This window comes from Flavobacterium sp. Arc2 (genome assembly GCF_041431385.1).
In the GTDB taxonomy this organism is placed as follows: Bacteria; Bacteroidota; Bacteroidia; order Flavobacteriales; family Flavobacteriaceae; genus Flavobacterium.
Genome location: NZ_JASMRH010000010.1, coordinates 122539 through 143567 on the forward strand (window position 1 = coordinate 122539; position 21029 = coordinate 143567).

Genomic DNA, 21029 nt, shown 5'->3' on the forward strand with positions numbered 1-21029 from the left:
CAAATGAAGAAAATATTTATAATCATACTAATAGTAAGTGTTTCATTTACTTCTTGCAACGAGGAATTCTTAGATCCAACTAAGCCTTCACAAGAACAAATTCTTAATAGTAGAGATGGTTTAATAGGAGCTGCAAATGGTTTACAACAGTTATGGAGTACATCAAGAATAAGCCCTGTTTATACTATTATCACAGCAAACGGATTTACTACTAATGAATTGAGACTAATCAATGCTGGTAATGCAGAGGAGGGTGAACTGTCGATTGGGGGTGTTTCTTTAACTGCTAAAAATGGACTAACCAATAACCTATGGTCACAATGCTTAGTAATTAATGCAGAGTCCCAAAAAATACTAGATAACATTAATGTTATCACCGTTGAAAGTGAAAAAGCTAGTATTTTAACCCATGCATCAATATATAAGGCAATGGCATTGGGCACGTTAATTCAATTTTATGAGAGCGTTCCATTGAAAACAATGAAAAATGCTCCATTTAACTCAAGAACTGAAGTACTAAGTGCAGTAATAGCTACATTAAAATCTACCGAACCTTTTTTAGCTAATGCCAATGGGTTTACAGGTTTAATATCTGGTATTAACTATAAAAACACAGTAAATGCTCTTTTAGCCCGTTACTATCTCATGTCTAATAATTATGATAAAGCATTAGAACATGCTAATTTAGTTGATCTAAAGTCTAAATCAACTTTTTTATACGATGCAGTAAGTAATAACCCAATTGCATTCAATTCAATTTTAACAAATAATGTATATCAGCCAATAGATAGAAGTTTTGGCTTACCTAGCAATCTAGCACCAATAAGCATAGATGCACGTATTGCCTTTTATATCACTCCGGGTTCAAGTCCAACGACTGCCGCTGGTTTTTTTAATTCAAATATAAAAGCAATACCTGTTTATTTACCTGGAGAAATCACATTAATAAAAGCGGAGGCTTATGCTAGAAAGACTCCCAATATGCTTGTTGAAGCAAAAGTAGAACTAGACAAGATCTTAACTAAAACAGCGGCAAATGATGCCTTTGGGATTGGTGCAAATTTACCGCCTTACACTGGCTTACTAAATCAATCGAGCCTTTTGTCTGAAATTTACAGAAATCGTTGTGTCGAATTATACATGTCAGGTCTAAAATTAGAAGATACTAGACGTTTTGACCGTCCAACGACAGAAAGAAACCGAAATTGGTATCCTTATCCAGACTCTGAACGTTTAAACAATACTAATACACCTGCAGATCCTGCTAATTAAAAAAGAAAAATCAACAACGAGGTAATTAGAAATATTTACCTCGTCGTTTTTTTAAATCAGCTTTAATTATAAAAAAAATGGTTTAGTTATTCGAATTATTGTAGGTGGTGATTCTGCAATGTGAAAAGCAGTTAAAAATGCCAAAGATGACTATAACCCAGCTTGGGATGATTAAAAAAAGTAAGAAATTACTAGTATGGGTTTTGTAATAAGGTACGTGGTAACAAAAAATTAGTAGAAAGAGGTATTAAAATGCTTATTGATGAATTGGAAATTAATGAGGATGATGCTCAACAATTAGTATTAGAACACAAAAGAGTCAGAGTAGCAATACTTGCCAATAAGTTAGCGAAATAATTTAAAATGTTCAAAACAGATATTTATAATTCTAAACCTTAGCAAAACAAATCAAGATTACTTTTAGTTCTAGTTTAGTCCATTATGGGAAAAGAAAAATTTAAAAATTGAACAGATGAATAAAAATATTGAATCGCTTTATAACATTGCAAGAAAACCTGTTCGAAAAATTATAGGGTTAATGTCTGGTACCTCGTTAGATGGTCTTGACATAGCCTTATGTGAAATTTCAGGTTCAGGAGAAAATACAAATGTTAAAGTAACTCATTTTGAGACTTCGGATTACTCTGAAGACATCAAGAAGGAAATCCGTACCGTTTTTGCTAAAAAAAACATTGATTTTCGACATTTGGCATTATTAAACGAATGGATTGGCTTGCTGCATGCTCAAAAGATTAATGAAGCCCTTCATAAATGGGATTTAAAATCTTCTGAAATTGATATTATAGCTTCTCACGGACAAACTGTAATGCATATCCCTAAAACCCAACATAAAATAGATAAGTTTCCAAATGCGACGCTTCAAATTGGTGATGGAGATCATATAGCTGTAAAAACCGGTATTATCACAATATCTGATTTTAGACAAAAACATCTTGCAGCAGGAGGCGAAGGCGCACCGCTGGCAGTTTACGGAGACTATTTCCTTTTTGGAAAAAAGGGAGAAAATAGAATTATGCTAAATTTAGGAGGAATAGCAAACTTTACTTATTTACCATCAACTATGAATTCTGAAGATGTTTTTGTCACCGATACAGGGACAGGAAATACTTTAATTGATGCATTCACCCGATTACACTTTCCAGAGATGTCGTATGATAAAGATGCTGCAATAGCAAAAAAAGGTCAAGTGAACCAAGACCTTCTTTCTCAACTTAAATCAGATATATTCTTCAAAACTGCATTCCCAAAAACTACAGGTCCTGAATTATTTAATATTGAATATGTTCAAAAAGCTATCGTACAAAGTAACAATGAAGATATTAGTATCTCAGACTTATTAGCAACCTTAACCCGTTTTAGTGCCGAAACAATTATTGAAGCTATAGAATATCCAATTAAAAACTCCGGTTTAAATATCTGTGAGTTTACTGTTTACGTCTCAGGAGGAGGCATGCACAACCCCTTATTGATTCAATATTTAAATGAATTACTGCCTTGTAAGTTTAAAAGAACCGATGAATTAGGCATTTTAGGAGATGCAAAGGAAGCCGTATTATTTGCAGTTTTAGCTAACGAAACTTTATCTGGCGGTGAAGCTGAATTCGGAAAAAGAGAAGGTGTTCCGTCCATTTCAATGGGTAAAATTTCATTTCCTAATTAAAAATGATTTTTGAACAATTTTAGGTAATAGTCTTTTTAAGAAATGTTATCTCAATTTTTATGATTATAGTCGGCAAGCCAGTGAGCTTTCAAGACACTTCTACTCGATTGTCCCATGTAAATAGGCACGCTTGTAATCCTCTCTACCTAATTTTATTTACGTTTATTTTTGTTGGGTATTTCGTCCATAGCTTCGTTGTATTTTAAGAAAGTTAACTCCACAAATACAGAAAAAAAAATGCACAGACATGCGTTATCTCAACAACTACTTTTTAAACAATGCTAAATCACGCATTAAAGTATGGTTATCCCAGCTCTACTGTATTCTTCTAAGACCTCGTCCTCTGGATTTAAGTCAGTTATCATCGTATTTAAGCTACTAATCTCACAAACTACGTGAGGCATCTTAGTATTCAATTTTTCAGCAGTTAACATTAAAACTACCTTATCAGATGCTTCCAGCATTGCTTTTTTAACAATCGAAACTTCATAACCTGTTTCGGTTAGTCCCTGCTTAGCACTTACGCTACTCACCCCCATAAAACAAATGTCTGCTTTGATTTTAGACAAAACCTTAAGCACATCCATTCCAATGGTTACCATGGCATTTTTTTGCATCTTACCACCAATAAATATTAAGTCAATATTCGGGTATTGAGATAATTGCATTGCAATAGGCAAACTATATGTATAGATTGTTGCGTTTAATAACGGCGGAATTAATTTAGAAAAAACCAAGTTTGTAGTACCTCCACTCATAATAATTACCTGACCATCATGAAGTAAAGAAAGTGCCTTATGGCCTATTTCATTTTTCTTTGTTTCGTTAGATATTACGATATCAAAAACATTTCTAGGCTTGTCAGCAATAGGAATCGCACCACCATATACTTTCTCAAGAAGACCTCTTTCATGCAACTTGCTTAAATCTCTTCTAATAGTATCTTCAGACACAACCAATAGCTCAGCTAACTCTATGGTACTAACTCGCTGCTCTTCAGCAAGTTTATTCATTATATAATTGCGCCTTTCTGCTTTTAACATAGTTCTAAAGTAAATGATAGGATACAAATGTATTAAAATAAATCATTAATATGGAGACAATTAGCTACTCCCAAAGAATAAATGCGATTTTCAAACCCTTAAACATGCGTTATATTGCGTTATTTGCCTTAAAATCGAAAATAAACGGAAACATATTGCATTTATATGCAAAAAATAAATATATTTGTTTAATAACCATAACATAAACCAAATAATTATGAAAAAATTATTCCTGATTTCATTATTGTTTTTGTTTGTTCAAACCACATTTGCACAAACAAAAACAATAACTGGAACTGTAAAAAACAAAGCCGATGGGATTCCGATTCCGGGAGTTACAGTTCTTATTAAAGGTACTACCAAAAGTAGTATCACTGATTTAGATGGTAACTACACGATTAATGCATCGTCTACTGACGCACTTGTCTTTAGTTATATTGGTTTTGAAACCAAAGAATTAAAAGTAACAGGATCAAAATTAAATCTTACCCTGAGTGAAGGTGCTGAAACACTAAAAGAAGTTACTGTAACAGGAGCTTTTGGTATTAACCGACCAAAAGCATCTTTAGGTTATGCTACTCAAGGAGTAAAAGGTGACGAAATTGCCGATACTCAAAGAGAAAATTTCATCAATGCTTTGCAAGGAAGAATTGCCGGTTTGACTGTTACCAGTACATCTGGTGCTCCTGGTGCTTCGGCAGCAATCCAACTTAGAGGGGTAAACTCCATGAGTGGAAATAACTCACCTTTGTTTATTGTTGATGGTTTACCCATTAGTAACTCTACGCTAGATCAAGGATTATTAATATCAAATGGTCCTAATAGAGATACTGATTACACCAATCGTGGTGCAGATATTAACCCTGATGATATTGCATCAGTTACTGTATTAAAAGGACCAGAAGCAGCAGCATTATATGGTATCGAGGCAGGAAATGGAGCTATAATCATTACTACTAAAAAAGGAAAAAATGGAAAAGGTTCATTCACATATTCAACAGATATTAGATTAGATGATGTTTATAGATTTCCTGAAACTCAAAGAGTATATCAAAGAGGTTCAAATGGTATAACAAATGATAATTATCGCAGGCATTTTGGAGAAAAATATCCAGAAGGAACTCAACTATATGACAACATCAACAACTTCTTTGAGACAGGGATTAAGAAAACAAACTCCCTAACTTTTGATGCCGGAACAGAACAATTGACTTATCGTTTGTCTATGTCTAATTTAGAGCAAACTGGTGTTGTTCCAAATTCAGCTTATAATCGATTGAATCTATCTTTAAGCGGAACTGTAAAACTATCGAGTAAATTAAAGTCGGAAGCTACTTTCTCTTACATCAAGTCTGAAACAGATAAAACATCTAAAGGTGCTGGTGGATTTTTATTAAGTCTATTAAGCTACCCTGCTAATGAGGACGTAACTAACTATCTAAATTCAGATGGTAGCCGACGCAAAATTACTGATGGGTCAAATGATACTGAAGTAGATAATCCGTTTTTTGAAGTAAATAAAAATAGAGGAAACGATAAAAACAATCGTATTCTAACTAATGTCTCTTTAACTTATGATCCATTATCGTGGTTAAGTTTTACAGGACGTTTTGGTATTGACGCCAACTCAACTCAAGGATTCAAATCAGTACATCCAGAATCAGCAAGAAGCGCATTCGGAATAGGTAGTGGTACAGGAATTTCTACTGGAGGTTATTTTGAACAGTATACAGATCAGTCTAACAATTATAACTATTTAGGATTTGGTACCGCTAAAAAATCAATTGGAAAATTCAATGGTCTACTTCGTGTAGGTGTAGCTCGATTAGAGAACAATTATAAGATTCTTTCTACAAAAGGTGAAAAATACTACGAATCAGACGTAATGAATATCAATAATACAGATCCATTAACACAGCGTTCACAAGAAAGAATTATTAAAAGACGTGTGGATGGTATTTTTGGTGAGTTTACTGTAGACTATGATAAAATCGTTTTCTTAACTTTAACAGGTAGAAATGATGTTTCTTCAACATTACCACGAGCAAATAACTCCTTCTTTTACCCATCGTCTTCTTTAAGTTTTGTATTCACAGAATTAGAAGCATTAAAGAACAGTAATATTTTATCTTATGGAAAATTAAGAGCTTCGTTTGCAAGAGTGGCTAATGATGCTAAACCTTATTCCATATCACCTACTTATGAAACAAAATCAACCACTGGTGGAGGTTTTGGATACTCAGTGACTGGAGCAAATCCTAATCTTCAAGCGGAGATGAATACATCAACAGAACTTGGTACAGAATTGCGTTTCCTTAAAGACAGAATTGGTTTAGATGTTGCTGTTTACAAAAGAAAAACAGACAACCCTATTATCAACAACATGCGTTTAAGTTATGGAACGGGATTTGTATTGACTGCATTCAATTTTGGTGCACTACAAAACAGAGGTCTTGAAATCACCCTTACTGGTTCACCTATTTTGACAAATGACTTTAGTTGGGATGTTATGGCCAATTTCACAAAAACAGACAGTGAATTATTAAACCTACCTCCTACTTTACCTGAATATTATACATCAGATACTTGGTTATTTGGAAACATAAGAGGTGGCGCTCGAGTAGGATCTTCATTGACTACATTCACAGGATATACCAACTTGAGAAATGACAACGGAGACATTTTAATTAACCCATCTAATGGACAAGCGTTGAAAGACCAATCGTTCCCAATTGTAGGTGATAGAAACCCTGATTTTGTAATTGGTCTTCAAAATAGTTTTAATTACAAGAACTTTAAATTATCCTTTCTTTTAGACATCCGTAAAGGAGGTGATATTTATAATGGAACAGCAGCGTATTTATACACTCAAGGTCTAAGCACAAAAACGTTAGATCGCGAAACGCCTCGAGTATTAAAAGGAGTTTTACAAGACGGTTTAGAAAACACTGCAACACCAACACAAAACAATATTCAAGTAACACCTTACTATCAAAATGAGGCTTACAATTTTAATTATGTTGACTCTGATTTTATCGAGAAAGACATCAACTGGTTAAGAATGCGAGACATCACAGCGAGCTACAAATTCCCTTCGAAACTATTGAACAAAACAAAGTTTTTTACTAGCATTTCTATGTATATTACCGTTACTGATGCCTTTATGGTTACTAATTATACAGGAGCAGATCCATCTGTAAATGGTTTGAACGCAAGTTCAGGTGGTGCTGGTGGTACAGGATTTGATTACGGAGTACTTTCTACTCCAAGAGGTTTTAATCTAGGTTTTAAATTTGGACTTTAATAAATTATAAAATGAAAAACATAACAAAATATATAGCTGTATCAATGGTAGCCTTATTATCTACAGCTTGTAATCGTGATGAAATAGCAGATGTAAATATTAACCCGAGTTTCCCAACTGCGACAGAACCTATCTATCTTTTACCTAGTATTCAGTCCTCTATGGCGTTAGGTATTCAGTATGACGCTCGATTTTTAGGGAAATACACTCAAAATTTCTCTCATTCTTCAGTTGGATATATTTGGGATTTATATGGATATAGTGCAAATAGTGATAGTGGTGGAGAAATTTGGAAAATGGCTTATTATACGATTGGACTAAATCTTACACAAGCTATTGATGGTGCCAATAAAAATCAACGTTATGATATCGCAGGATTATCAAAAGCAATAAGAGCATGGACTTGGCAAGTAGCTACAGATTATCATTCTGACCTTATCAAGTTTGACCAAGCTTTTACTTCTAGACTGACATTTGATTATGGAACTCAAGAAGAAGCCTACGCTGAAGTAGCTAGATTAGCTAAAGAAGGTATTGCTGACTTAGAAAGAACGGATGGAAAATCTGACGTTAGTTATACCGCAAAAGGAGATTTAATCTACAGTGGTGATAAAACAAAATGGATTAAATTTGCCTATGGTGTTTTAGCTAGAAATGCGAATAACTTAAGCAATAAGTCAAGCTATAACCCAGATAAGGTAATAGAATATGTAAACAAATCATTATCCAGTATAAATGATGATTGTTATGTACCGTTTTCTGGTATCGCGAACTCCGATACTAACTTTTTCGGACCTAGTCGAAACAACTTATCAAGTTTTCGTCAAACAGACTTTATTGTACACGCTATGGATGGAACGGTATTTCCCGGATCAACTGATCCACGTATGGCTAATGTACTTTCTCCCTCTGCAGATGGAGTTTTTAGAGGAAATCCTTTGAATACAACTGCCGGAACGGTTGCCGCAACGCGTATTCCTAACTTATGGGGAACGATTATATCTGGAAACTCGTCAACTCCTGGAAGATACCTATTTAGAAATACTGCCGATTTTCCTTTGATGACTTATACTGAACTACAATTCATTAAAGCTGAAGCAGCCTTTATCAAAGGAGATAAAACAACAGCTTTAGCTGCTTATAAAAAAGGAATAGAAGCAAGTATAGATATGGTGAACAGAAATACGGTTGTATCTACTGTTGCTCCAACAGCAGCTCTAATAACAGCAGCTCAAAAAACACTTTTTTTGATCAACCCAAATGTAGTTCCTACAGCTGCTAATCTTACCTTGAAACACATTATGATGCAAAAATATGTGGCTCTTTTTGGGTATGGATACGTAGAAACATGGACTGATATGAGAAAATACCATTATGATCCTTTAGTGTACGAAACAATGGTTTTTCCTATATTATCACCAGATAACAATGGAAAATTAGCGTATAGAGTTCGTCCTCGTTACAATTCAGAATACGTATGGAACTTTGCCGCACTTCAATCAATTGGAGCCGACAAACCTGATTATCACACAGAAGAAATGTGGTTCTCTAAACCATAATTATTTTAATTTTAAATAAATTTCAGATGAAAAATATAAAAATAACAATTACGAAGTACTTAGGATTAGCTGTACTTACTTTAGGCGTCTTTTCTTCTTGTGGTGATGAAACTAATTTTTCACCCTATCAAGAAAGTGTTCCTGAAACTGCTGCTCTAGTCAAGTTCCAGCATACTGCAATAGGTCCCAATGGAGTAAATTTTACTGCAAATTGGTACGTTGACGATGTAAAAACGACTAGTGTAAACGTATCATCAGGTCTACCACTAGGGATTGGATATGGAAGTGCTTATCCAGCTGCGATAAACTATTCATTAATTCCCTCGGGCGATAAAAATTTGAAGGTAGAAATTCCAGCGAATGCTACTACAGAGGCTACTGCATTACTTACTTCTCCTTTTAATATTGAAGCCAAAAAGAATTACACTAGTTTCTTAGTAGGTTTATCTCCTAATTATACTGCCTACACAATTAACGATGATTTATCTGTAGCTGAAAAGGATCCGACAATGGCCTATATCCGTTTTATAAATGTAATTGCAAACTCACCAAGTACAGGGTTTGACTTATCAATTAAAGAACTTAATAGCAACGCAGTTGTTTTTTCTGGAGTTGGCTACTTAAAAGGTAACGAAGTTTTTATCCCAATTACACCAATAGCCGATTTAGAATCGACTACTTATGAATTTCAATTGCGTGCCGTAGGATCTACGACAGTGATTGCTAAATCAACTCTTACTGCTCGAAAAGGTAGAGTCTATACCTTTATCTGTAGAGGATATGTAGGAGGTTTATCAAAAGGCTTACCTAGTGCTACTGTCAATATTCCTGTATTGACCTATTTCACTAATAAATAACCCATTAATTTTACTGGAAATAAACCACTTTAGCTCTGCTAAGGTGGTTTATTCTACCTTTATCTTGACCAATTTCTGGCTTTAACAACATAAGACTAATCTTCAATTACCATGGACTTATTTATAAAAAAAGTAACTTTTATTTTGTTTTTTATTGCACCTATTTGCATCCATTCGATGCCTCTAAAAAAGGAAATAGATGTGCTTTTAATGACTCCAAAAAGCAGCATTAAAACTGGAGCTGATAATTATGAGAAATACCTTCCGTTATTAAAAGACAAAAAGATTGGACTTGTTACTAATCAGACGGGGATTCTTAGTGACAAAACTCATTTAGTAGATTTTCTATTGGAGAAAAAGATAAATATTCAAACCATTTTTGCTCCTGAACATGGCTTTCGAGGTACCGCAGATGCAGGTGAACACGTAGTTGACGGAAAAGATCCAAAAACCGGACTTTCAATTATTTCTCTTTATGGGGATAATAAAAAACCAAAAAAGGAACAATTAGCTGGTATTGATATCATGGTATTTGATTTACAAGATGTAGGCGCCCGTTTCTATACCTATATTTCCTCTTTACACTACGTCATGGAAGCTTGTGCCGAAAATGGAATTCCGCTTGTAATTCTTGACAGACCAAATCCAAACGGAGGCATTACTGATGGTCCTCTTTTAGAAAAAGAATTTACAAGTTTCGTAGGCATGCACCCTATTCCCTTGCTTCATGGAATGACTATTGGAGAATACGGAAAAATGATTAACGGTGAAAAATGGTTGAAAAATGGGATCCAATGTACGCTTACTGTTATCCCTTGCACTAACTACAACCATAATATGTCCTATAATTTACCCATTAAACCATCTCCGAATTTGCCTAACGATCAATCCATAAATCTATATCCAAGTTTATGCTTTTTTGAAGGTACTAATGTGAGTGTAGGTCGAGGTACTGAAAAGCAATTTCAAATTTATGGCTCTCCTTTTTTAAATAAAAATAGTTTCAATTTTACTTTTACTCCAAAACCAAATTTTGGTGCAAAAGACCCAATGCATAACGGAAAAGAATGCTTTGGTGAAGATCTATCATCCAGTAAAAAAGTAACTCAGCTAGAGCTTAAATGGCTTATCAAAGCGTATCAAAATACGGGCGACAAAACTAAATTCTTTAATGCGTTTTTTACAAAACTAGCTGGAACAAAAAAACTTCAACAACAAATTGAAAAGGGAAATTCAGAAAATGAAATTAGAAAAACATGGACCAAAGATCTAAATGATTTCAAGAAAATGAGACAACACTATTTAATCTATCCATAAGACCATCAAACATTTATGGTTATAATTTAAAAAAATAATATGCCTATTATTTTACAACTGCCCTTGCCCCTATTTAAATATCATACTTAAAAAAAATGAAAAAAAACAGCCTTGATACAGAACAAGAATCTCTCTATGCCAATTTGGATAAGATGAGTACGAAAGAGTTACTTTCTAACATTAATGCCGAGGACAAAAAGGTCCCCAATGTTATAGAGCAACAAATCCCAAACATTGAGAAATTAGTAGATGCGGTCGTGGAAAAAATGAAATTGGGAGGTAGACTTTTTTATATTGGAGCCGGAACTTCGGGTAGAATCGGTATTCTCGACGCCTCTGAATGCCCTCCTACATTTGGAGTTCCTGATGATTGGATTATTGGCATCATTGCGGGAGGCGACAGTGCAATCCGTAAAGCTGTTGAAAATGCTGAAGATGATTTTAATCAAGCTTGGAGAGACCTTTCTGCTTTTTCTATAACTGATTTAGATGTGGTTATTGGAATTGCCGCTTCGGGAAATACGCCTTACGTAATTGGTGGACTCGAAAAAGCAAAACAAAATAATATTACTACAGGTAGTATTTCCTGTAACAGTAAGAGCAAAATATCTGCTATAGCAGATTTCCCAATAGAATTAATAGTTGGACCAGAATTCTTAACTGGAAGCACGCGAATGAAAGCGGGAACATCCCAAAAATTAGCACTGAATATGATTTCTACTTCAGTAATGATTAAACTGGGAAGAATTTACGGCAACAAAATGATAGACATGCAATTGTCTAACAAAAAACTCGTAAAAAGAGGGGTCGAAATGATTGTCGAAGAGTTGAAAATAAATAAAGAGGAAGCGGCTAAACTTTTAAAACAGCACCAAAGTGTCCGGGCAGTTTTACTAGCTATGAAAAAATAATAAGCAGCCCTGCTTCTTTTATACCCTTTATTTAAAGTTAATTAGGTTGGTTTGGTTTGGTCCTATTAAGCGCTGTCTAACAAATTAATGCTATCCTAGCAATAATTAAGACAGTGTTTGATTTGACCATTAAATCACTACTTAAAAACTACTTTACAACTATTTTATTCTTTAAAATTTAACAACAATGACACCAAGTGCAATCCTAATTCTTATCATTATTTATTTTGGAGTTTTATTCTACATCTCCCATAAAGTCAGTAAAAATGACAACGGAAATGAAGCTTTTTTTAAAGCCAATAAAAACTCCAAGTGGTATTTGGTGGCTTTTGGAATGATTGGAACAGCACTTTCGGGTGTAACATTTATATCTGTTCCTGGGGAAGTAGGCTCGCCAGGCGGAGAGCAATTTAAATATTTCCAGTTTGTTTTAGGGAATGCCATAGGCTTCATCGTAATTACAAAATTATTACTGCCGCTTTATTATAGAATGAATCTGACCTCAATCTATAGTTACATCGAGAAAAGGATGGGTACTTACAGCTATAAAACAGCAGCCAGTATATTTTTAATCAGTAGAACAATAAGCTCAGCCTTTAGACTTTATTTAGTGGTAATTGTACTGCAGCGATTTGTATTTGAATACTATAATATTCCATTTGCAGTAACGGTCCTGATTTCATTAATTTTAATCTATTCCTACACGTATAGAGGAGGATTAAAAACGATTATTATAACAGATACTTTACAAACTTTTTTCTTAGTAAGCTCCGTATTTCTTACTATTTACTTTATTTGTGACAGTCTCGATTTAAATGCCATTCAAGCCTTTAAAGAAGTACGTGATAGCTCCTACTCCAAAGTATTTTTCTTTGATGATTTTATGACAAATAAATTTCATTTTGTCAAGCAAATACTGGGCGGAATGTTTGTTACAATAGCCATGGTAGGACTTGATCAAGATTTAATGCAAAAAAATCTAAGTTGCAAGAACACTAAAGAAGCGCAAAAGAATATGTTAACGTTCACTGCAATTTTTGTTATTATCAATATCTTCTTTTTAAGTGTAGGAGCACTACTTTATATTTACGCAAACAAAAACGGAATTTCAGTACCCCTAGATGCTATCACTGGCAAACCAAGAACTGATCTATTATTTCCAGAAATAGCACTGAATCATTTGTCTATAGTACCTTCTGTTGTGTTTTTGTTAGGACTGATAGCCGCAACATTTGCTACTACTGATTCTGCATTGACTGCTTTAACCACTTCTTTTTGCGTTGATTTCTTAGCTATGGATAAAGAAGAAAACAGTCATAAAACGACTAATGTAAAAAACAGAAATCTGGTGCATCTGGCTTTTTCAATACTGCTGTTTGTAACCATCGTCTTATTCAACACCATTAATGATAGTTCAGTTGTAACAATGATTTTTAAAGTCGCAACTTACACTTATGGTCCTTTACTAGGTCTATATGCCTTTGGATTATTCCAAAAAACAAAAAAAGTATCCGATAAACTAGTGCCTATAATTTGCGTGCTTGCCCCTGTTATCACCTATATTATTAATGAAAATTCCCAAGTGTTATTTTTAGGCTATGTATTTGATAATGAATTAATAATAATAAACGGACTTGTAACCTACATCGGTTTGTATCTTACAGGTAAAAACACAGCTGAACTGCAAAAATTTTAGGAATACTGATACTTATTTAAAAAAATAAATTACGGATGAACAATAAAATTTTAAAAATTAGCGCCTCTATTATAGTATTGTTTCTAATGATTAATTGCGCCAACTATAAAGCCAAAAGACTACTTAAGGAAGGAATCACCGCAGAAAACGCAATAAAATATAAATCGAAAAACAAATCCAAAAGGAATACCTTTTTTAAAACTACTGATTCAGAATCTATTTGGGTAGACAACATCTATTCTAAAATGACTCTTGAAGAAAAAATTGGTCAATTATTTATGATTTCGGCGTATTCTAATAAAGACGAATCACATCAAGAGGCTGTTGAAAAATTAGTAACCGAAAACCATGTGGGCGGAATTATTTTCTTCCAAGGTGGACCAGTCAGACAAGCTAATTTAACTAATCGTTATCAGGCTAAAGCGAAAGTTCCTTTGTTTATTGCTATTGATGGAGAATGGGGATTAAGTATGCGTTTAGATTCTACTTATCGCTATCCATGGAACATGACTTTAGGCGCTATTCAAGATTTGAAATTAGTTGAAAAAGTAGGTCAAAATATGGGAGAAGAAAATAAAAGAATGGGAATCCATTTTAATTTTGCTCCCGTTATCGATATCAATACCAACCCTAAAAATCCTATTATTGGCAATAGATCTTTTGGCGAAAGCAAAATAAATGTAGCTAATAAAGCCACTGCCTTGATGAAAGGGCAACAATCACAAGGTGTTTTTAGTACTGGGAAACATTTTCCAGGTCATGGAGACACTTCTACTGATTCTCATAAAACCCTTCCTACTGTTGGCTTTAGCAAAAGAAGAATTAATTTGGTCGAATTGTATCCTTATAAACAACTTTTTGATGAAGGTTTAGCTTCGGTAATGGTAGGCCATCTCAACATCCCTAGTTTAGAATCTTCAAACAGACCTACTTCGCTTTCATACAAAGTGGTAACCAAGTTACTCCAAAAGAAAATGAACTTTAAAGGACTTATTTTGACAGACGCTTTAGGAATGAAAGGGGCCAGTAATTTTATAGGCCCAGGTGAAATTGATTTAGAAGCCTTTCTCGCAGGAAATGACATCTTACTTTGTCCAGAAAATGTTCCTTTGGCTATAGCCAAAATAAAAGCGGCATATAACGACAATCGAATCAATGAAAATCGCTTGGCTTATTCCGTAAAAAAAATACTCCATTATAAATACAAATCAGGTTTAAATAACTACAAACCAATCAATACGACCCATTTGCAGGAAGATTTAAACTCTTCTAAAAAAGACGCTTTACACTACCAATTGTATGAAAATGCTATTACAGTATTACAAAATAAAGAGTCCATTTTACCTATAAAAGACCTAAGTCAAAAAATTGCTTATGTAAAATTAGGAGATTCTAATAACAGCTCTTTCTTAACTACATTAAAAAAATATACTGAAGTAATCGAAGTTTCGGATACTAATATTGATCGCTTAAACGATAAACTTAAAGATTATAGTACGGTTATAATTGGTTTTCATAAACTAGATAAAGCATGGGAAAACCAAGAATTCTCTGAAACCGAATTAAATTGGCTGGAACAAATTGCATCCAAAAACAAAGTAATTCTCGATGTTTTTACAAAACCTTATACTTTATTGACTGTCCCTACATTCGAAAATATAGAAGGTGTTGTAGTATCGTATCAGAATTCTGATATTGCCCAAGTTGTCTCGGCTGAATTGCTTTTTGGAGCTATTGAAGCCAAAGGAAAAACACCCGTATCAATCAACAACCATTTTTCAGTAAACGATGGATTAGCAACTGAAAAATTAAATAGACTCGGATTTACAGCTGCTGAGAATATGAATATGGATCCTGCGATCTTGAATAAGATTGATGCAATCGCCCAAAAAGCAATCGATGGTAAAATGGCCCCTGGTATGCAAGTTCTTGTAGCTCGAAAAGGGAAAGTAGTTTTTCAAAAATCCTATGGGCACCCTACTTATGACACTACAACTAAGGTTACAAATACAGATTTGTACGATGTGGCTTCGCTGTCAAAAATGATTTCGACACTTCCTAACATCATGCAATTGTTCGATCAAAAAAAGGTTGCTCTGGATACTCGTTTGGGAACGATGCTCCCCTATTTTGCCAATACAAATAAAAAGGATATTCTTTTTAAAAATTTATTATCCCATTACGCAGGACTGAAATCGTGGATTCCTTTTTATAAAGAAACTTTAGATGCTACTAACAAACCTTCTGAAACCTATTATCGAAAAGTACCTAATCCCAAATTCTCTATAAAAGTTGCTGATAGTTTATACCTAAGAACTGACTACCAAAACACCATCATGAAAATCATTGCTGATTCCCCATTGGCAACCAAAAAAGAATACGTTTATAGTGATTTTACATTCATCCTTTTAAAAGAATATTTAGAACAAATTACCCATAAGAAACTAGATATCCTTAGTCAGGAAAATTTTTTCAACTCGCTTGGAATGAATTACACCTTATACAATCCGTTACAAAAATTTGATAAAAACGTAATTGCACCCTCAGAAGTAGATACTTATTTTAGACATCAGCAAATTCAAGGTTATGTACATGATATGGCTGCAGCTATGCAAGGTGGAGTTGCTGGTCATGCCGGTATCTTTTCTAACGCTATGGATGTAGCTAAAATGATGCAATTGTACTTACAAAAAGGCTCTTATGGCAACCATCGTTATTTTTCTGAAGAAACATTTGATGCTTTCAATACTTGTTACTTTTGTTCTGAAGGCGTGGAAAGAGGTTTGGGTTTTGATAAAAGACTTGGTGCAAATGGTCCTACTTGTCAATGCGCTTCACCATCAAGTTTTGGACACACTGGCTTTACAGGAGACATGGCTTGGGCAGATCCAGAAAATGAAATCGTTTATATCTTTTTATCGAATAGAACCTATCCTGAAGTATCAGCAGCAGGAAATACACTGGCAAAAGAAAAAATCAGGGAAGATATTCAAAAAATAATCTATGAAGCAATTCAAAAATAAGACATAATGAAAAATGACAGAATAATTTCAGTCGATATTTTAAGGGGAATGACAATTTTATTGATGATTATTGTCAATAACCCCGGAAATTGGGGCGCGGTATATACTCCATTATTGCATGCAAAATGGAATGGCTGCACTCCTACCGACTTGGTTTTCCCCACCTTTATTTTTGTATTAGGAATTGCTATTCCTTTGGCTATGCCAAAAAAAACTTGGAATCAAGAAACATTTATTAAGATAATAACACGAACACTTCGAATCATTAGTTTGGGTTTGTTTTTAAATTTCTTTAGTAAAATCTTCATTTTTAGTGATAATCAAATCTTGCTGCTATTCGTTCGCTTAAGTATAACAATTCTTGTAGGATATGCTTTATTAGGCAATTTTAATCCAAAAGTCAAACTGCTCTTAGCCGTTTCTATTTTTACTATTTTACTTTTCCTCGCCTACAGCGGAATTGAAAGTTTTAACGATGTGAGATTACCCGGTGTCTTACAACGCATTGGTATCGTTTATCTCATCGCTACAGTGATCTATCTAAAAACAGAATTAGAAACACAAATAGGAATTACGATTGCCTTATTAATTGGTTACTGGGCATTACTGACCATCATTCCTGTTCCCGGAATTGGAACCGCAAATTATAATGAAGGAACGAATCTTTCCTCTTGGCTAGATAGTTTTTTGTTAGAAGGACATATGTATGGCGCTACTAAAACTTGGGATCCTGAAGGCATATTAAGTACGCTACCCGCCATTGCAACAGCATTAATAGGGCTAATCATAGGGAAACTGATACTTACTAATGAGTCTAAAATTAAAATTATTAAAAAAATGGCTGCTATCGCCTTTGTTTTGACCACAACCGGATTACTCTGGTCATTCGTTTTTCCGTTAAACAAGTCACTTTGGACAAGCTCTTATGTATTATACAGTGCAGGAATAGCTTTGTTTATTTTAGCTGTTTTACATTATATTACAGAAGTAAAAGGGGCTAAAAAAGGATTCTTCTTTTTCTTAATATGGGGAGTGAATCCAATGATTGTATTTTTTCTATCAGGAATACTTCCTCGTGCTTTAGGGATGATCACTTTTCCAAATCCTGAAAATGCCGATGCTAAAATATCAGTTTTAAGCTATGCTTATCAATTTTGGATTAACCCTAATTTTGATAATGAGAAATCAGCTTCCTTGACTTATGCGCTACTTTATGCTTCCCTATGGTCGTTACTACTATGGTTTTTCTATAAGAAAAAATTATTTTTTAAAGTTTAAGAAAAGTATACTAACCTAATAATTTAATTCACATTGGTTTAATCTAAAATGAGGCTATTAAGCCAATTTAAAAAAATAGCTTTGGCAAAGTAATTGAGATAATCAAAAAAGTGAAATTTTAATACTTATATTACTCATAAACATCACTAAAAAAACTATTTTTGAACTCTATAAAAACATCCCGATAATGAACCGTACCAAGCACCTATTCTTATTGCTTTCCTTTATTTTATTGTCTTTTTCAAATGGAAATGCACAAGAAAAAGTAAGCTATCCTAAAAACGAATTTAGAGCAGTTTGGATTGCTACTGTGGTAAATATTGACTGGCCAAAAAGTGGTTCGGATCCTATTGAAAAACAAAAAGCTGATTATCTAGAGATTTTAGATACCTATAAAAAATTAAATTATAATGCTGTTATTGTCCAAATTAGAAGCGTGGGTGATGCTTTTTATCCTTCAAAACTAGCTCCATGGTCTAAATATTTGACTGGGAAAGAAGGGCAAGCACCTAGTCCTTATTTTGACCCATTAGAATGGATGATCACAGAAGCTCATAACCGTGGCTTTGAATTCCACGCCTGGTTAAACCCCTATCGTGCCACTATGGATTTAAGAACTGATATTCTAAGTCCTACCCATGACTATTACAAGCACCCGGAATGGATGATTAAATATGGCGGAAAGTATTATTACGATCCTGCCTTGCCTGAAGTTCAGACTCATTTAATTGCTGTAGTTGACGAGGTAGTTAGAAACTATGATATCGATGCAATACATTTTGACGACTATTTCTATCCTTATAAAATACCAGGTGAAAACTTTAATGATACGGCATCATTTAAAAAATATGGGGGCGGAATGAATTTACCAGATTGGAGACGTCTTAACGTGAATAATTTTGTGAAATACTGTGCCTTTTCTATCAAAAAAATCAAGCCTTGGGTTCAATTTGGTATCAGCCCGTTTGGCGTTTGGCGTAATAAATCTGTTGATCCTAGAGGATCCGATACGAATTCCGGACAAACAAATTACGATGACTTGTTTGCTGACCCTGTGGCATGGATGGAGAACTGCTGGATTGACTACCTACTACCACAATTGTACTGGAGTATCGACCATAGAACCGCTTCTTATGCAAAATTGATTAAATGGTGGTCTGAAAACTCAACAAATACCGCTATTTACATTGGAAACGGAAGTTATAAAATCAATACCGATTCTGATAAAAAATGGAATATTCCAAGTGAAATTCCTAATCAGATTGATTTGACTAGAACTTATAAAAACATTGGGGGAAATGCTTTTTTTAGCGCCAAATCATTTGTAAACAGAAACAAAGCGGTGACCGATTTACTTTTGCAAAATCAATACAGATACCCAGCACTTCCCTATGTTGTTCCTAATTCTAGAAGAACAGACATTGAAATGCCTACGGTTTCTACTATTACAACTAATAATTTAATTTCGACTGTTACAATGGATTATCCTTTGCTCAGTAAAATACGTTACGTAATGGTTTATGGTGCCAAAGACAGTTCTAAACTTGATATTAATAATCCAAGTCAAATCGTTGATAAAATTGCTTTTAAGGAACAAAAGGATAGTATCAGCATCAAAATTCAGAAGAGCCTTTTAGAAAAAAATAATATTTATGCTATCACATTCATTGATTATTACGGTAATGAAAGTGAGGCAGTTCTTTTAAATAAAACAACAGAAACCAAAACGATTCAAAGTACTTTAAATGACGAAAATAGACAATAGACCTTGGTACTGGATACCCTTTTTGAACTTTGCCTCGGGCTTGCCTTACGCTATTATTATCTCGGTTTCGGTCATTATGTACAAGAACCTTGGGATTGACAATGAAGACATCGGGATATACACGAGTCTATTGTATCTACCTTGGGTTATAAAACCTTTATGGAGTCCATTTATTGATCTATACGCGACAAAGAGGAAGTGGTTTTTAGCCATGCAATTAGTGATATCTATTGCCTTTCTACTTGTGGGATTAACGATTCCCATGAATAATTTCTTTGTAATCAGTCTCGCCATTTTTTGGGTAGCGGCTTTTGCATCAGCATCGAATGATGTTGCCAGCGACGGTTTCTATATGTTAGCTTTAGAGAAAGAACAACAATCTTTTTTCCTTGGAATTCGCAGTACATTCTATCGCCTTTCCATGCTTACCGGAAATGGTTTGATTGTAATAATAGGTGGTTATCTGGAACAAGAATATGGCGACAAACAAAAAGCATGGTCTTATACTATGGTTATCGTTGGTTTGATTATGGCTACATTGACCATTTATAATTATTTTTCTACACCAAGAACCGAAGTAGTAACTACTAAAGAGGAAAAAGCAACAGAACCAAAAATAAGTTTTGCAGCCGTCTTCGCTAGTTTTTTTCAAAAAAAGCAAATTGGTTTTGTACTGGCCTTTATATTATTATTCCGCTTGGGCGAGTCACAATTATTAAAAATGCTAACCCCTTTCCTTATCGATGACAAAGGTTTAGGCGGAATGGGTTTAACTACCCAAGACGTGGGAATTATATATGGAACTTTTGGGGTAATCTCTCTAACTATTGGCGGAATCATTGGCGGAATTGTAATTTCTAGAGATGGTCTTGGTAAATGGATGCTGCCCATGATTCTGGCGATGCACTTGCCAATACTTGGATTTGTTCTATTAGCGCATTTTCATCCAGCCTCCGTTTATTATATTTATGCTACTGTTATTGCAGAGCAATTTGGTTACGGTTTTGGTTTTGCCGCCTTTATGATGTATTTGATTTATGTGGCTGATGGCGAATCGAAAACCTCGCATTACTCTATTGCAACTGGATTCATGGCATTAGGAATGATGCTTCCTGGAATGGCAAGCGGATTCATTCAAGAATATTTAGGCTACGGAAATTTCTTTATTTGGGTATTTCTAGCCACTCTTCCCGGATTGATTCTGTCTCGTTTTTTAATTTTTCCAAAAGACTTCGGTAAGAAATCGGAACAACAAAATTCATAAACATATAAGTCATATAAGTTTTAGAAAAGATTATCAGCTATTCTTAGATGGATTATATG

General features: G+C 34.2%; 13 protein-coding genes. 12 read left to right on the forward strand and 1 reads right to left on the reverse strand.

Features of this window, described 5'->3' with window-relative positions; genetic code table 11:
- Window positions 1-3 precede the first annotated feature (3 nt).
- Both QO182_RS09025 and QO182_RS09030 read left to right on the forward strand, forming a co-directional pair.
- Window positions 4-1272 (forward strand): carbohydrate-binding protein SusD, encoded by a 1269-nt coding sequence (locus tag QO182_RS09025; protein WP_371540752.1) that lies wholly within the window; start codon window positions 4-6, stop codon window positions 1270-1272.
- A gap of 472 nt (window positions 1273-1744) precedes the next feature.
- Entirely contained in the window at window positions 1745-2953 is a 1209-nt protein-coding gene (locus QO182_RS09030; protein WP_371540754.1) for an anhydro-N-acetylmuramic acid kinase, read from the forward strand.
- 293 nt (window positions 2954-3246) lie between these two features.
- Here QO182_RS09030 and QO182_RS09035 read toward each other — a convergent pair whose 3' ends face one another.
- The gene (locus tag QO182_RS09035) at window positions 3247-3996 is read right to left on the reverse strand and encodes a DeoR/GlpR family DNA-binding transcription regulator (RefSeq protein ID WP_371540757.1); all 750 of its coding nucleotides are present in this window, start codon (window positions 3994-3996) and stop codon (window positions 3247-3249) included.
- Between the two features lie 217 nt (window positions 3997-4213).
- On the opposite strand from QO182_RS09035, the gene QO182_RS09040 reads away from it, so the two are divergent.
- The 10 genes from QO182_RS09040 to QO182_RS09085 all read left to right on the forward strand — a co-directional run bounded on the left by QO182_RS09040 (window position 4214) and on the right by QO182_RS09085 (window position 20970).
- A complete protein-coding gene (locus QO182_RS09040; protein ID WP_371561106.1) occupies window positions 4214-7300 on the forward strand; it encodes a SusC/RagA family TonB-linked outer membrane protein in 3087 nt (1028 codons plus the stop codon).
- Between the two features lie 11 nt (window positions 7301-7311).
- Window positions 7312-8859 (forward strand): SusD/RagB family nutrient-binding outer membrane lipoprotein, encoded by a 1548-nt coding sequence (locus tag QO182_RS09045; RefSeq protein ID WP_371561107.1) that lies wholly within the window; start codon window positions 7312-7314, stop codon window positions 8857-8859.
- Window positions 8860-8885: 26 nt separating this feature from the next.
- Window positions 8886-9716, forward strand: a complete 831-nt coding sequence (locus tag QO182_RS09050) for a DUF4397 domain-containing protein (RefSeq protein WP_371561109.1) — start codon at window positions 8886-8888, stop codon at window positions 9714-9716.
- Window positions 9717-9893: 177 nt separating this feature from the next.
- Entirely contained in the window at window positions 9894-11033 is a 1140-nt protein-coding gene (locus tag QO182_RS09055; protein WP_371540833.1) for an exo-beta-N-acetylmuramidase NamZ domain-containing protein, read from the forward strand.
- 95 nt (window positions 11034-11128) lie between these two features.
- Complete coding sequence (murQ, locus tag QO182_RS09060) at window positions 11129-11944, forward strand: N-acetylmuramic acid 6-phosphate etherase (protein WP_371540768.1); 816 nt, start codon at window positions 11129-11131, stop codon at window positions 11942-11944.
- A gap of 187 nt (window positions 11945-12131) precedes the next feature.
- The gene (locus tag QO182_RS09065; RefSeq protein ID WP_371540771.1) at window positions 12132-13640 is read left to right on the forward strand and encodes a sodium:solute symporter; all 1509 of its coding nucleotides are present in this window, start codon (window positions 12132-12134) and stop codon (window positions 13638-13640) included.
- Between the two features lie 35 nt (window positions 13641-13675).
- On the forward strand, window positions 13676-16663 hold the full coding sequence (locus tag QO182_RS09070; protein ID WP_371540773.1) for a glycoside hydrolase family 3 N-terminal domain-containing protein: 2988 nt from the start codon (window positions 13676-13678) through the stop codon (window positions 16661-16663).
- A 6-nt stretch (window positions 16664-16669) separates the two neighbouring features.
- Window positions 16670-17941: an acyltransferase family protein gene (locus tag QO182_RS09075; protein ID WP_371561110.1), complete on the forward strand. Its 1272-nt coding sequence runs from the start codon at window positions 16670-16672 to the stop codon at window positions 17939-17941.
- Window positions 17942-18128: 187 nt separating this feature from the next.
- Window positions 18129-19706, forward strand: coding sequence for a glycoside hydrolase family 10 protein (locus tag QO182_RS09080; protein WP_371561112.1), 1578 nt, complete (start codon window positions 18129-18131; stop codon window positions 19704-19706).
- Window positions 19687-20970 carry an MFS transporter gene (locus QO182_RS09085; protein ID WP_371561114.1) on the forward strand — a complete coding sequence of 428 codons (1284 nt, stop codon included), beginning with the start codon at window positions 19687-19689 and terminating at the stop codon, window positions 20968-20970. Before QO182_RS09080 ends, QO182_RS09085 begins: the two co-directional genes overlap by 20 nt.
- The last annotated feature ends 59 nt before the right edge of the window (window positions 20971-21029 follow it).